The organism is Streptomyces rubrogriseus (assembly GCF_027947575.1).
In the GTDB taxonomy this organism is placed as follows: domain Bacteria; phylum Actinomycetota; class Actinomycetes; order Streptomycetales; family Streptomycetaceae; genus Streptomyces; species Streptomyces rubrogriseus.
In genome coordinates this window covers 4949207-4962439 of the sequence record NZ_CP116256.1, presented here as the reverse complement: position 1 = coordinate 4962439, position 13233 = coordinate 4949207, and the positions used below count along the sequence as shown (strand labels likewise).

General features: G+C 73.0%; 12 protein-coding genes and 1 pseudogene. 4 read left to right on the top strand and 9 right to left on the bottom strand.

What is annotated here, in order from left to right:
• Positions 1–2: 2 nt before the first annotated feature.
• Positions 3–929, bottom strand: a complete 927-nt coding sequence (locus Sru02f_RS22750) for a carbohydrate ABC transporter permease (protein ID WP_109032180.1) — start codon at positions 927–929, stop codon at positions 3–5.
• Positions 930–1121: 192 nt separating this feature from the next.
• Here Sru02f_RS22750 and Sru02f_RS22745 point away from each other — a divergent pair, with 192 nt between their 5' ends.
• From Sru02f_RS22745 to Sru02f_RS22735, 3 genes are all read left to right on the top strand, one after another.
• Positions 1122–2180: a LacI family DNA-binding transcriptional regulator gene (locus Sru02f_RS22745; protein WP_109032181.1), complete on the top strand. Its 1059-nt coding sequence runs from the start codon at positions 1122–1124 to the stop codon at positions 2178–2180.
• Between the two features lie 109 nt (positions 2181–2289).
• Positions 2290–4092: a thiamine pyrophosphate-requiring protein gene (locus Sru02f_RS22740; protein WP_109032182.1), complete on the top strand. Its 1803-nt coding sequence runs from the start codon at positions 2290–2292 to the stop codon at positions 4090–4092.
• Positions 4089–5120: an SDR family oxidoreductase gene (locus Sru02f_RS22735; protein ID WP_109032183.1), complete on the top strand. Its 1032-nt coding sequence runs from the start codon at positions 4089–4091 to the stop codon at positions 5118–5120. The genes Sru02f_RS22740 and Sru02f_RS22735 overlap by 4 nt, the downstream gene beginning before the upstream one ends.
• A 3-nt stretch (positions 5121–5123) precedes the next feature.
• Here Sru02f_RS22735 and Sru02f_RS22730 read toward each other — a convergent pair whose 3' ends face one another.
• Positions 5124–5930 (bottom strand): hypothetical protein, encoded by an 807-nt coding sequence (locus Sru02f_RS22730; protein WP_011031647.1) that lies wholly within the window; start codon positions 5928–5930, stop codon positions 5124–5126.
• Between the two features lie 152 nt (positions 5931–6082).
• Between Sru02f_RS22730 and Sru02f_RS22725 the strand changes: the two genes are divergently transcribed.
• Positions 6083–7240, top strand: a complete 1158-nt coding sequence (locus tag Sru02f_RS22725) for an enolase C-terminal domain-like protein (RefSeq protein ID WP_109032184.1) — start codon at positions 6083–6085, stop codon at positions 7238–7240.
• A 29-nt stretch (positions 7241–7269) separates the two neighbouring features.
• On the opposite strand, the gene Sru02f_RS22720 is transcribed toward Sru02f_RS22725, so the two are convergent.
• The 7 genes and pseudogenes from Sru02f_RS22720 to Sru02f_RS22690 all read right to left on the bottom strand — a co-directional run bounded on the left by Sru02f_RS22720 (position 7270) and on the right by Sru02f_RS22690 (position 13189).
• On the bottom strand, positions 7270–7674 hold the full coding sequence (locus Sru02f_RS22720) for a hypothetical protein (RefSeq protein WP_011031649.1): 405 nt from the start codon (positions 7672–7674) through the stop codon (positions 7270–7272).
• 98 nt (positions 7675–7772) lie between these two features.
• On the bottom strand, positions 7773–8996 hold the full coding sequence (locus Sru02f_RS22715) for a cytochrome P450 family protein (RefSeq protein WP_109032185.1): 1224 nt from the start codon (positions 8994–8996) through the stop codon (positions 7773–7775).
• Positions 8993–10234 (bottom strand): cytochrome P450, encoded by a 1242-nt coding sequence (locus Sru02f_RS22710; protein WP_011031651.1) that lies wholly within the window; start codon positions 10232–10234, stop codon positions 8993–8995. Before Sru02f_RS22710 ends, Sru02f_RS22715 begins: the two co-directional genes overlap by 4 nt.
• The gene (locus tag Sru02f_RS22705; protein WP_167469546.1) at positions 10231–10872 is read right to left on the bottom strand and encodes a GTP-binding protein; all 642 of its coding nucleotides are present in this window, start codon (positions 10870–10872) and stop codon (positions 10231–10233) included. Before Sru02f_RS22705 ends, Sru02f_RS22710 begins: the two co-directional genes overlap by 4 nt.
• Positions 10853–11200: a DUF742 domain-containing protein gene (locus tag Sru02f_RS22700; RefSeq protein ID WP_003971723.1), complete on the bottom strand. Its 348-nt coding sequence runs from the start codon at positions 11198–11200 to the stop codon at positions 10853–10855. The genes Sru02f_RS22705 and Sru02f_RS22700 overlap by 20 nt, the downstream gene beginning before the upstream one ends.
• Positions 11197–11604 carry a roadblock/LC7 domain-containing protein gene (locus Sru02f_RS22695; protein ID WP_003971722.1) on the bottom strand — a complete coding sequence of 136 codons (408 nt, stop codon included), beginning with the start codon at positions 11602–11604 and terminating at the stop codon, positions 11197–11199. Before Sru02f_RS22695 ends, Sru02f_RS22700 begins: the two co-directional genes overlap by 4 nt.
• Positions 11601–13189, bottom strand: a pseudogene (locus tag Sru02f_RS22690) (ATP-binding protein). The gene Sru02f_RS22695 and the pseudogene Sru02f_RS22690 overlap by 4 nt, the downstream one beginning before the upstream one ends.
• Positions 13190–13233: the final 44 nt, after the last annotated feature.

Genomic DNA, 13233 nt, shown 5'->3' with positions numbered 1-13233 from the left:
CTTCACACTCCCTTGCGCATGCCGCGCAGCTGCACGGCGTAGGCGATGACCATGGTGATCAGTCCCATGACGATGGCGACCGTCGCGGAGTAGTTGTGCTGCTGCCCGTTGAAGGACAGCGCGTACGTGTAGTAGTTCGGCGTGTAGTCGGTGGTGATCGCGTTGCGCGCCAGGGGCTGCAGGATGCTGGGCTCGTTGAAGAGCTGGAAGCTGCCGATGATCGAGAAGATCGTGGCGATCACCAGGGCCCCGCGGATGGCCGGGAGCTTGATGGCGGTGATCACGCGGATCTGCCCGGCGCCGTCGATCTGGGCCGCCTCGTACAGCGAGTGCGGCACGACGCGCAGTGCCGAGTAGAAGATCAGCATGTTGTAGCCGACGAACTCCCAGGTCACGATGTTGCCGATGGAGGCGAGCACCAGGTCGGGGGAGAGCGGGTCGGGCAGCGACACGCCCAGCGCGCCGTTGATGTCACCGACCAGGCCGAAGCGGGTGCCGTACATGAAGCCCCACATCAGGGTGGCCACCACGGCGGGCACGGCGTACGGCAGGAAGATGGAGATGCGGAAGAAGTCCCGGCCGTAGAGGCGGCCGCTGTCCAGCGCGAGGGCCACGAGCAGCGCGATGCCGAGCATGATCGGCACCTGCACGGCGAGGAAGAGCGAGACCCGGCCGAGCGAGGCCCAGAACCGGTCGTCCTTCAGCGCCTCGGCGTAGTTGTCGAGGCCGACGAAAGTGGTCCCGCCGATCAGCTGGTCGCGGAAGAGACTGAGGTAGACCGAGTACGCGAGGGGCGCGAGGAACACCAGGGCGAAGACGGCCACGAAGGGGCCGAGGAACCCCCACCCCGTCCAGGAGCGGCGGTCCCGCCTCACCGGGGGCGGGGCCGGCCGCGGCTCGGCGGCGGCCGGCGGTTGCAGCGTCGTCATGTCGTTCCTCGCTCGTCCACGTCCTGGAGCTTCGCCTGATGTTTACGTAAACATGGCGCACCGCGAAAGAGCGGCGAGCTGTTATGTTTACGTAAACATCTGATGGCGGCATGTCTACACTGCCCCGATGACGACGGTCAAGGGTCCTTGCGCACCCGGGCCCGACAGCGACAGAGAGGCGGCTGACGGCGAGTGAGCACGGCTGAGGAAGTCCCGACGAGCGCACCCGCGCCACCCCGGCGCGGCCGGGACCGCACGGCCTCCATGGCGGACGTGGCCCGGCTGGCCGGGGTCTCCTCGCAGACCGTCTCCCGCGTCTCCAACGGCTACGCGGGCGTGACCGAGGAGACCCGGCAGCAGGTGCTGGCGGCCATGAAGGAGCTGGGCTACCGGCCCAACAGCGCGGCCCGGGCCCTCAAGCGCGGCGAGTTCCGCACCATCGGGGTCATCACCTTCACGCTGGCCACCACCGGCAACGTGCGCACCCTGGAGGCCATCGCGACCTCCGCGGCGAGCGAGGGGTACGCGGTGACGCTGCTGCCGGTCGCCGTCCCCACCCAGGACGAGGTGCGCGGCGCGTTCTCGCGGCTGGAGGAGCTGGCCGTCGACGCGGTCATCGTCATCATGGAGGTCCACCTCCTGGACGCGGCCTCCCTCAAACTGCCGCCGCACGTCCAGGTCGTCGTGGTCGACTCGGACGCCGGCGACACCTACACCGTCGTCGACACCGACCAGGCCGGCGGCAGCCGCGCCGCCGTGCGCCACCTGCTGGACCTCGGGCACGACACGGTGTGGCACCTCGGCGGCCCCGAGGGCTCCTTCGCCGCCCAGCGCCGCACCGACGCCTGGCGGCGCACGCTCACCGAGGCCGGCCGCACCCCGCCGCCGCTCGTCCGGGGCGACTGGTCGGCGGAGTCCGGCTACCGGGCCGGCCTGGAACTCGCCGCCCGCGAGGACTGCACCGCCGTCTTCGCGGCCAACGACCAGATGGCCCTCGGCCTGCTGCGCGCCCTGCACGAACGCGGCCGGCGCGTGCCCGAGGACATCAGCGTCATCGGATTCGACGACATCGCCGAGGCCGGTTCCTTCCTGCCCCCGCTGACCACCGTCCACCAGGACTTCGCCGAGGTCGGGCGGCTGTGCGTGCGGGCCGTGCTGCGCAAGATGCGTGCGGCGGGTCCGGAACAGGGCACGACGCTGGTGCCGACCCGGCTGGTGACCCGGGCGAGCACGGCGCCGCCGCCCGGGTAGCCGGGCGGGGCACGGGAGCGGCCGAAGGGGACGGACCGCCGGTTTAGGGGCGGCCGGGAGGGTAACCCCACAAGCCGACCGTTGTCCTACACACGCCCGGGAGAGCTCCATGACCCAAGTCGCCGACTACGTGCTCCAGCGCCTGTCCGAGTGGGGCGTCCAGCGGGTGTACGGCTATCCGGGTGACGGGATCAACGGACTGCTCGGCGCCTTCGACCGCGCGGACGGGGACCCGGAGTTCATCCAGGCCCGGCACGAGGAGATGGCGGCGTTCATGGCCTGCGGTCACGCCAAGTTCACCGGCGAGGTGGGCTGTTGCGTCGCCACGTCGGGGCCGGGCGCCGTGCACCTCCTCAACGGCCTGTACGACGCCAAGCTCGACCACCAGCCGGTCGTGGCGGTGGTGGGCCAGCAGAAGCGGCTGTCGCTGGGCACCCACTACCAGCAGGAGATCGCCCTCGACCAGCTGTTCGCGGACGTCTCCGAGTACTGCCAGATGGTCGTGCATCCGGGCCAGGCCCGGCACGTCGTCGACCGGGCCTTCAAGACCGCGCTGACCACACGCGGGGTCGCCACGATCATCATCCCCAACGACATCCAGGAGGAGGAGGCCCAGCCCTCCCCGCCCAGGGAGCACGGGTCCGTCTTCTCCAGCGTCGGCTGGAGCAGGCCCCGGGTCCTGCCCGACCTCGACGAACTGCGCAAGGCCGCCGACGTCCTCAACGCGGGCAACAAGGTCGCCATGCTCGTCGGTCAGGGCGCGGCGAACGCGGAGGCCGAGGTGAAGGAGGTCGCCGAACTGCTCGGCGCCGGAGTCGCCAAGGCGCTGCTCGGCCGCCAGGTCCTGCCCGACGACCTGCCCTACGTCACCGGCCCCATCGGCCTGCTCGGCAGCAAGGCCAGCGACAACATGATCCAGGGCTGCGACACCCTGCTCATGGTCGGCAGCAGCTTCCCGTACTCGGAGTGGCTGCCGGAGGAGGGGCAGGCCCGGGGCGTCGAGATCGACATCGACGGACGCATGATCGGCATCCGCTACCCCATGGACGCCCACCTCGTCGGCGACTCCAGGGAGACCCTGCGCGCCCTGATCCCGATGCTCCAGCGCAAGAAGGACCGCGGCTGGCGGGAGAAGATCGAGAAGGACGTCCGGGAGTGGCACGACCTGTGCGACCGCTGGGCGGGCGAGCACTTCGGCAAGACCATCAACCCCCAGGCCGTCGCCGCCGAACTCTCCCCGCGGCTGCCGGACGACGTCATCCTGACGGCCGACTCCGGCTCGGGCACCAACTGGTGGGCCCGGCACATCCTGCTGCGCGACGGCATGCAGGCCTCGCTCTCCGGCACCCTGGCCACGATGGGCCCGGGGACGCCGTACGCCATCGCGGCGCGGTTCGCGTACCCCGAGCGGCCGGTGATCGCGTTCATCGGGGACGGCGCGTTCCAGATGAACGGCATGAACGAGATGATCACCGTCAAGCGCTATCTGGACCGCCTGTCCGGGTCGGCGCCGCTCATCTTCTGCGTGTTCAACAACCAGGACCTCAACCAGGTCACCTGGGAGCAGCGCGCCATGGCCGGCGACCCCAAGTACCCGGGCTCCCAGGACATCCCCGATGTGCCCTACGCCGCCTACGCCGAGCTCCTCGGCCTCAAGGGCATCGTCTGCGACGACCCCAAGAAGGTGGGCGCAGCCTGGGACGAGGCGCTCTCCGCCGGTCGCCCCGTGGTCCTCGAGTTCAAGGTGGACGCGGAGATCGCGCCGATCCCGCCGCACATCATGAAGGAGCAGGGCAAGAAGGCCATCAAGGCAGCGCTGCACGACCCGGAGGCCACCGGGATCGCCACCAAGGGCGTCCGCCAGAAGCTCACCGAGTACGCCGAGCACCTCCCCGGCCGGGGCAGGAAGTGAGCGGCGCCCGAGGTCACGGACAGGTCGTCGTCGTCACGGGCGCGACCGGCGGCGTCGGCCGGGCCGCCGCCCGGGCCTTCGGCGCGCGCGGAGCCGCGGTCGCCCTCCTGGCCCGGGGCGAGTACGCCCTGGAACGGGCGGCCGAGGAGATTCGCGAGGCCGGCGGGCAGGCGCTGCCGCTGGTCGTGGACGTCGCCGACGCGGAGGCCGTGGACGCGGCGGCCGGCCGGGTCGAGGAGGAACTCGGCCCGATCGACGTATGGGTGAACGCCGCGTTCTCGACCGTCTTCGCGCCCGTGCCGGAGATCCGGCCCGAGGAGCTGAGGCGGGCCACCGAGGTCACCTACTTCGGCTTCGTCCACGGCACCCAGGCCGCCCTGCGGCGCATGACGCCGCGCGACCGCGGCACCATCGTCCAGGTCGGCTCGGCCCTGGCCGAACGCAGCGTCCCGCTCCAGGCCGTCTACTGCGGGGCCAAGCACGCCATCCAGGGGTTCACCGAGTCGCTGCGCTGCGAACTGCTGCACGACCGCAGCGGGGTGCGGGTGACCATGGTGCAGATGCCGGGCCTCAACACGCCCCAGTTCAGCTGGGTCCTCACCCGGCTGCCCCGCCATCCGCGCCCGGTGGCCCCCGTCTACCAGCCCGAGGTCGCCGCCCGGGCCGTGCTGCACGCCGCCGACCATCCCGAGCGGCGCGTGTACTGGGTCGGCGGCTCCACCGTCGCCACCCTGCTCGGCCAGAAGCTCGCCCCGGGGCTCCTCGACCGCTATCTGGCGCGCACCGGGTACGACGGGCAGCAGACGGACCGGCCCGTCGATCCGTCGCGGCCGGCCAACCTCTGGAAGCCGCCGGACGACACCGCACCGGACGACTACGGCGCACACGGCATCTTCGACGACGAGGCCCATGCGCGCAGCGTCCAGTTCTGGATCTCCCGCAACCGCCGCCCGCTGGCCCTGGCCACGGCCGTGACCGGGGCGGTCGCCGCGGCCCTGACCGGGGGCCTGCGCCGACGCGCGGGCTGACCGTCAGTCCGGCGGTCTCCGGTCGATGTTCCGCGCCCACCAGTGGTGCTCGCAGAACCAGTGCCCGACCATCGCGCCGCCGAAGACGACGAACCCGACCCCGATCAGCCAGGACTCCACCACCAGCACGATGCCGACCGCGCCGTAGCTGAACGCGTTGTCGAGGATCAGCGGCGTGAAGAAGAGGTACGAGAAGCCGCGCAGGCCGATCAGCCCCACCATGGTGGCGACCGCCCCCGGCAGCAGGTCGCGCCAGCGGACCTGGCCGCCCAGCAGGAAGTGCTGGCCCCACCAGAAGAACAGCATGCCGCTGGCGGTCGACAGCGCGATCCGCGCGGAACCGTGCAGCGCGGTCCGCGTCTGCACCTCCTGGTAGAGGTAGGCGGTCAGCAGGGCCACCCAGGTCATCTGGCGCCAGATCCGGTGCCACGGGCCGGAGGGCAGTTCCCAGATGCGTTCGTAGCCGTTCTGGACGCTCGCCGCGAAGGACACGCCGAACACGCCGAGCAGGATTCCGCCCCACACGCTCGTCGTGCCGACGACCTTGGTCGGCGGACTGATGATGTCGGTCAGCACCTTGGCCGAGCGCCCGGACAGCCCCATGCCGTCGGCCAGCCACGAGGCGAAGCCCCCGCGCCCCAGCGGGTCGGCCGCCGCCACCACGATCAGCAGCGGTGCCAGCGTGACCAGGGCGAGGGTGGCGAAGCCCATGGCCCTGTGCATCAGCTCCAGGTCCCGGCCGCGCCGGACCAGGGCGGACGCGGCCAGCCAGTCCCACACACGGTGGAACGGCCGCCACAACCGGTTCACGGGTGCTCCTCGGGCGTCCTTTCGATGGCTCGCGACGGGAAACTGAGTGACCCGGCCCGCGCCCCGACAAACGTCGGTTGACCCGGACGGCCCGCGCATGGACCGGACGGCGCGGGGAACCGGCCCCGGTACGCGAAGGCGAGGAGTGCGCGATGACGCCGCTGACCGGCCAGGACACACCGGCACTGGACGAATGCGTGGTCGACGCGGTCGACGTGCACGCCTTCGAGGTCCCCACCGACGGCCCCGAGGGCCGCGAGCAGGACGGCACCCTGGAGTGGGACGCCACGACCCTGGTCCTGGTCCGCGTGCACGCCGGCGGCCGCACCGGCCTCGGGTACACCTACGGGGACGTGTCGGTGGCGTCCTTCGCGCACTCCGTGCTCGGGCCCGTCGTCAAGGGCCGGCCGGTCTCCTCGCCGCCCGCGCTGTGGGAGCTGATGGGGGCGCGGATGCGCAACGCCGGCCGTCCCGGCGTCGGGGCGATGGCCCTGTCCGCCGTCGACGTGGCGCTGTGGGACCTCAAGGCGCGGCTGCTGGGTCTGCCGCTGGTCCACCTGCTGCCGGCCCACCACGACCGGGTGCCCGTCTACGGCAGCGGCGGCTTCACCAACTATCCCCTGGACCGCCTCACCGACCAGCTCGCCGGATGGGTCCGGCAGGGCATCGGGCGCGTGAAGCTGAAGACCTCGCGGGACCCGGAGGCCGACCCGCGGCGCCTGACCGCCGTACGCCGGGCGGTCGGCGACGGGCCCGAGCTGTTCACCGACGCCAACGGGGCGCTCGGCCGCAAGGCGGCCCTGTACTGGGCGCACCGCTTCCACGACGAGTGGGACGTGCGCTGGTTCGAGGAGCCGGTCGCCTCCGCCGACCTGGAGGGGCTGCGGATGCTGCGCGAGCGGGGCCCGGCGAGGCTGGAGATCACCGCGGGGGAGTACGCCTTCACCGCGCAGGACTTCGCCAACCTCACCGAGGGACCCGCCGTCGACTGCCTCCAGGCCGACGTCACCCGGTGCGGCGGCGTCACCGGTGTGCTGGAGGTCGCGGGGCTGTCCGCCGCCCGGCACCTCGACCTGTCCGCGCACTGCGCGCCCGCGGTGTCCGCCCACGCCTTCTGCGCCGTGCGCCGGCTGCGGCACCTGGAGTACTTCCACGACCACGTGCGCGTCGAGCGGCTGCTGTTCGACGGCGTCCCGTCGCCCGAGGGCGGGGCCCTGCGCCCCGACACCTCGCGGCCCGGCCTCGGCCTGGAGGTGAGGTGGGCCGACGCGGAGCCCTACCGGGTGCGCGGAGTCCGGCCGCCGCGCTGACCCCGCCGGACCCGGCAGGATCGCCGACGTCAGGGGTCGCTGCGCTGCTGGGCCTCCCGCATGCGCTCGTTGTGCCAGGCGACGGCCGCACGGATCTGGGGCTCCTGGAGGCCCGTCCGGCAGCCGAGCTGGTCCATGGAGAGGGCCGGCGGGCCGGTGGTCAGCGCCCGGGTCAGCTTGGCCGCCCACAGCTCCTCGTCCACGAAGGGCCGGTGCGCGTACCCGTCCTTGATCACGTCGAAGTGGTCGTCCGAGCACGCCGTGATGAGCCGCAGCCCGTCGAACCACTCATTGGTGGCGTGCACCGCGGAGGAGTCCGGCACGTAGCCCGTCACGGCCTCGTCCTCGGGGAAGACCCTGGCACACAGGTCGCACAGCTCCATGGGGACCGGCCTGGCGGCCCGGCGGTCCTTCCTGCCCTTGCGCTTCCACATGGCGACTCCCGGGGATCGGTGTCCGGAATGCCGGAGTTACCCGCGGGGCGGGATGCAAACGCCCCGCGGGTGGAGGACCGGGCCGCGGCCGGGCGGGGTCAGGCCAGCCTGACCGGCAGTTCGAACAGGTCGTTCTGCGTGACCACCGGCTTGTTGCGCAGCTCCGCGGCCGGCACCGCCAGGTCCAGGTGCGGGAAGCGGGCGTACAGGGCCGGGAGCGCCACGCCCGCCTCCATCCGGGACAGGGCCGCACCGGGGCACACGTGCGGGCCGTGGCCGAAGGAGATGTGCCGGTTCCCGGACGTGCGGGTGATGTCGAACCGGTCCGCCGTCGGACCGTGGGCGCGCTCGTCGCGGCCCAGCGCGCCGTACGAGACGATGAGCGCGTCCCCCGCGGGTATCACCCGGTCGCCGACCGGGACGTCCTCGGCCGCGAACCGGATCAGGACGTGCGAGGTGGGCGTCGAGAAGCGCAGCGTCTCCTCGACCACCGCGGACCACTCCGCCTCGCCGGAGAGCACCAGCGCCCGCTGCTCGGGATGGGTGGACAGGTTGACCACGGCGTTCACGATGAGCGAGATCGTCGTCTCGTGACCGGCGGCCACCATCAGCTGCAGGGTCGAGACGATCTCCGCGTCGGTGAGGTGATCGCCGTTCTCGGACGCCTGGATCAGCGCGCTCGTCAGGTCGTCGCCCGGTGCGGCGCGTTTCGCGGCGACCGTGTCGGCCATGATCGAGGCCAGCTCGGTGAGGGTCGCCACGACCTCCTCGGGCGGGGTCTGCGTCGAGAAGAACTTCTCGAACAGCACCTTCAGCCGCGGCAGCCGAGCCTCCTCGATGCCCATCAGGTCGGCGACGACGTACATCGGCAGCGGATAGGCGAAGGCCGCCTTGAGATCCACGACGCCGCCGTCCGCGGGCAGTTCGTCGAGCAGGCGGTCGGTCAGCTCGGTGATCCGCCCCCGCATGTGCTCCACCCGGCGCACCGTGAGCGCCTGCGCCACCAGGGTGCGCAGCCGGCGGTGCTCGGCGCCGTCCACCGTGAGCATCGAGCGGCCCGGGTTGGCCAGCCCGATCAGCGGCCAGTCGGCGGGGATCTCGCCGCGCCGCCAGGCGCCCCACACGTTGATGTCCTTGACCAGCCGCGGGTCCGTGAGCAGGGCCTTGGCCTCCGCGTGGTGGGTGACCGCCCAGACGGGCACGCCGCCCGGCAGCTCCACGGCGGCGAGCGGTCCGGCCGCACGCAGCCGGGCGCTCTCGCCGTCCAGGTCGGTGACGAACGGGTCCAGCGGGATCCGGGCTTCTTCGGTGCCGGTCGTCATGCTGACGTGCCTCCCAGGGCAGTGGTCGGGGTGAACCGCACGGGCAACTCGGTCAGCCCCCGCAGCCAGGGCGAGGGGCGACGGGTGAGGGACCCGGCGGGCACCGCCAGGTCGATGTCCGGCAGCCGGTCGAGCACGACCTCGATGCCGGTGCGCGCGATCACCTCGGCGACCTCCTGCGCGGGGAACGGGCAGCGGTGCTCGCCGTGGCCGAAGGAGAAGTGCGCGTTGTTGCCGCCGGTGAGCGCGGAGCCGTCGGTGCGGACCTGCGGGTCGGAGTTGGCGCCCTGCAGCCCGAGCAGCACCAGATCGCCGGCCCGGATGCGGCGCCCGCCGAGCTGGGTGTCCCGGGCGGCCCAGCGGCCGGCCACGTTCTGCGTGGGCGTGTCCTCCCACAGCACCTCGTTCATGGCCTCGGCGACACTGTTGCGCCCGCCGAAGAGGGAGGCGGCGAAGCGGTCGTCGGTCAGCATCAGGCGCAGCGAGTTGCCGATCCAGTCCGCCGTCGGCTGGTGGCCCGCGGCCATCATCACCATCAGGTCCTGGGCGACCTCCTCCTCGGTGAAGCCGCTCTCGTCGGCCAGCATCCGGGAGGCGACGTCGTCGGCGGGCGCCGCCTTCCGGTCCGCCAGCAGCCGCGCCATGGACGTGCCGAGATGCGTCTGGCCCGCCAGGGCCCGCTCCCTGCCGTCGATCATGTCGTTGAGCGCGGTGACCAGTGCCGGACCCTGCTCGTCGGGGAACCCGTACAGACGGGCCAGGACCCGGACCGGCAGCAGCATCGCGTAGTCGCCGACGAGGTCGGCCTCGCCCTTCGCGCACAGCCGGTCGACGAGTTCGTCGGCGAACCGCTCGGCGTGACCGCGCAACAGGTGCGGGTCGACGGCCTCCAGCGCGTCGCTGATCATGGCGGCGCGCTCGCGGTGCCGCTCGCCGACCGTGTACAGGATCGACGGCTGCCTGCGGCCGATCATCGGCAGCAGCGGCCAGTCGTCCGGGATGTTCTCCCACTGGTTCCACAGGTCCGAGTCCCGGCTGAACAGCACCGGGTCGCCGGTCACCTGGTGCAGCTCGCGGTACCCGAGCACCAGCCAGGCCGGTACGTCGCCGTCCAGCACGACCGGCGTGACCGCGCCGTGCTCGCGCCGCATCTGCCGGTACAGCAGGGCGGGATCGGTCTGGAAGCGGGGGCCGCCGAGCGGTACGGCGCCCGGGACGTCGTGGGCGTCGGTGCTCACGCGAACTCCTGTCGGGGCCGGGCGGCGGGACCGGCGTAGTGGGCCTGGAGATGCTCGACCAGCGTGATCAGCACCTGCTTGCTGGACTGGCGGGACCTGGCGTCGCAGGCGACCAGCGGCACCCGCGGGTCCAGGTCGAGGGCCTCGCGGACCGCCTCGGGCGAGTGCTCCGGGCCGCCGAAGTCGTTGCAGGCCACGATGAACGGCGTGCCGTGGTGCTCCAGGCGGTCGATCGCGTACCAGGAGTCGTCGATGCGCCGGGTGTCCACGAGGACCACCGCGCCGAGCGTGCCCGAGAACAGCCGGTCCCACAGGAACCAGAACCGCTCCTGTCCGGGCGCGCCGAACAGGTACAGCACGTTGCGCGCGTCGAGGCTGATGCGGCCGAAGTCGAAGGCGACGGTCGTCGCGGACTTGCCGCGCACCTCGCTGATGTCGTCGACCGCCTCGCCGGCCTGCGTCATCGTCTCCTCGGTGTTGAGGGGGCGTATCTCGCTGACCGAACGGACCATGGTCGTCTTGCCGACACCGAAGCCGCCCACGACCACGATCTTCAGACCGTTGTCGGCGGCCGCGCCCAGCGGGGTGCGCGCCGGGGCGCTCGCCGGGGTACGGGCGTCAGAGATTGCGGAGTCCAACGAGCACCTGCTCCAGGATGTCGGGATCGGGGACGGCTGCCGTGTACGGATGGCGTGCGCTCACCCGGCCGGCGGCGTGCAGGTCGGAGAGCAGGATCTTGGTGATGCTCACCGGGAGCCGCAGTTCGGCGGCGATCTCCACGACGGCGGTGGGGGCCTCGGTCAGCCTGAGGATCGCCGTGTGCTCGGACTGCATGCCGGGCATCGGCGCGCACTCGGCGACCACGAGGGTGACCAGGTCGAAGGGGTTGTCGGGGCCCGAGCTGCTGCGTCCCTGGGTGACGGTGTACAGCCGGTCGGGCGCGTCGTCCCTGCCGGGGCGGCTCATGACGTGCGCGGCCGCGCGGTGAGGTGCTCGCCGAGCTGCTCGATCAGTTCGCTCATGTGGTGTCCGACGAGCCCCGCGTCCGCGTCCTCGGAGGTGACCACGGCGAGGTGCGCGCCCTCGCCCGCCTCCACGATGAACAGGATCCCGCCGTAGAACTCGGTCATCGCCGAACGCACCCCGCCGCTGCCGTCGCCGAACTCCACGGAGGCACCGTGGGACAGCGACTGGATGCCGGCGGCGATGGCGGCCAGCTGATCGGCCTGGTCGACGGAGAGTTCCGGGGTGCGGCACAGCTTGAGTCCGTCACGGGAGAGGACGAGCGCGTGCCGCGCGCCCGGCGTGCGCTCCAGGAGGCCCTCGATGAGCCAGGTGAGCTTCTCGTCGGCGGTGGTCGAGCCGGTCATGGAGTGGTGTCGCCTTCCGGGTGCGCGGATGAGTGGGACGGGAGGTCGGGGGCCGTCTCGGCCGGTTCGGCGGCGGCGCCGGCGGTGGTGGTCCGGACGGCCTGGCGGAAGCTGCTGAAGCGGGCGGCGCGGGCCTTCGCGTCGTCGGCGGACGGCTTCGCGCGGGGCTCGGCGGCCCGGGCGGCGGCGCGGGCGCGTTCGGCGGCGGCGAGGGTGCGGCCACGACGGCGCTTGGGCAGCAGCTCCTCGGCGGACGGGTCCGGTTCCCGGTCCGGCTCCTGGTCGCGGTCCCGGTCCGGCCCGTGTCGGTCCTGGTCCCGTGGGGCCCGGTCCCGGTCCTGGTCCTGGTCCGCGAGATCGTGGGCGGGCGGCGGCTCGGGGGCCACGTCGGCCGGGGCGGGCCCGGCCGCGGGCGGCTCGGGGTGTGCCGCCGGTCGTCCCGGACCTCCGCGGGCGTCGCCGCCGGGGCAGCCCCCGGCGCGGCGGGGAGGGCGGGACCGCTCAGGATGTCCTGGGGGACGAGCATCAGTACGCCCGTACCGCCGCGCGCGGACGGCCGGAAGGACACCTTCAGCCCGTACTTGGCCGCCAGCCGCCCCACCACGGCCAGGCCCAGCCGGGTGCCGGTCAGGCCGCCGAGCCCCGCCGTCTCACCGGCCACCGCCTGCTGGGCCCGGCGCAGCTGCACCTCGCCCATCACCAGTCCGCTGTCCTCCACGGACACGATGACACCGGCCGGCACCTCCTCCACGTACACGTGGATCTCCGCCGTCGGCGGGGAGAAGTTCGCGGCGTTGTCCAGGACTTCGGCCAGGGCGTGCATGACGCCCTCGGCGGCGTGCCCGGCGACCGCGGTGTCGCTGCTGGAGTGCACGCGCACGCGCCGGTAACCGGCGATCCGGCCCATGGCGCCGCGCAGGATGGACTCCATGCCGATCGGACGCGCCCAACGGCGGCCGGAGCGGGCGCCCGTGAGGACGGCTACGGAGTCGGCGAGCCGGCCCGCCTGTGCGGTGCGGTGGTCGAGGTGGAGGAGGTCGGCGAGGACGGCCTCGTCACTGTGCCGCTCCTCCATGGCGCGCAGGTCGGCGAGCATGCCGGTGGCCAGCGCCTGCATCCGGCCGGCCGCGTTGGCGGTCGCGGAGACGGCGGCGGCCCGCTCACCGGTGGCCTGCCTGAGGCGCTCGCCCAGCCGCGCCGACTCCTCGGTCAGCCGTGCCACCTCCCGGTCCCGCTGCTCGGCGAGCCGCTCCCGCTCGCGCGTGAACTCGGCGACGAGGGCGTCCCGTTCCCGTTCGGCCGTGGCCGCGGCCCGGGTCCGGTCGGCGTCCGCCTCCGCCCGGGCGGCCGTCAGCAGCCGGCGGGTGGCCCGTTCGGCACGGACCGCGTGCACGGCCGCCGTCAGCGCCGCGCAGAGCAGGATCGCCGCGGCACCGGCGCCGAGTCCGAGCGGAAGGCGTACCGAGGAGGGCGCGGCGGCGACGGCCCCGCCGACGACGAGCGCCGACACGAGGGCGCACGGCAGGGCCACTGCGGCGAGGGCGCGGGGAGTGGGGCGGTCGCCGGGGCGGGCGGGCGCGGTCATCAATCGGGTCCTCGCCTGGCCGCCGGAGCGGCCCTCGGGTCGTC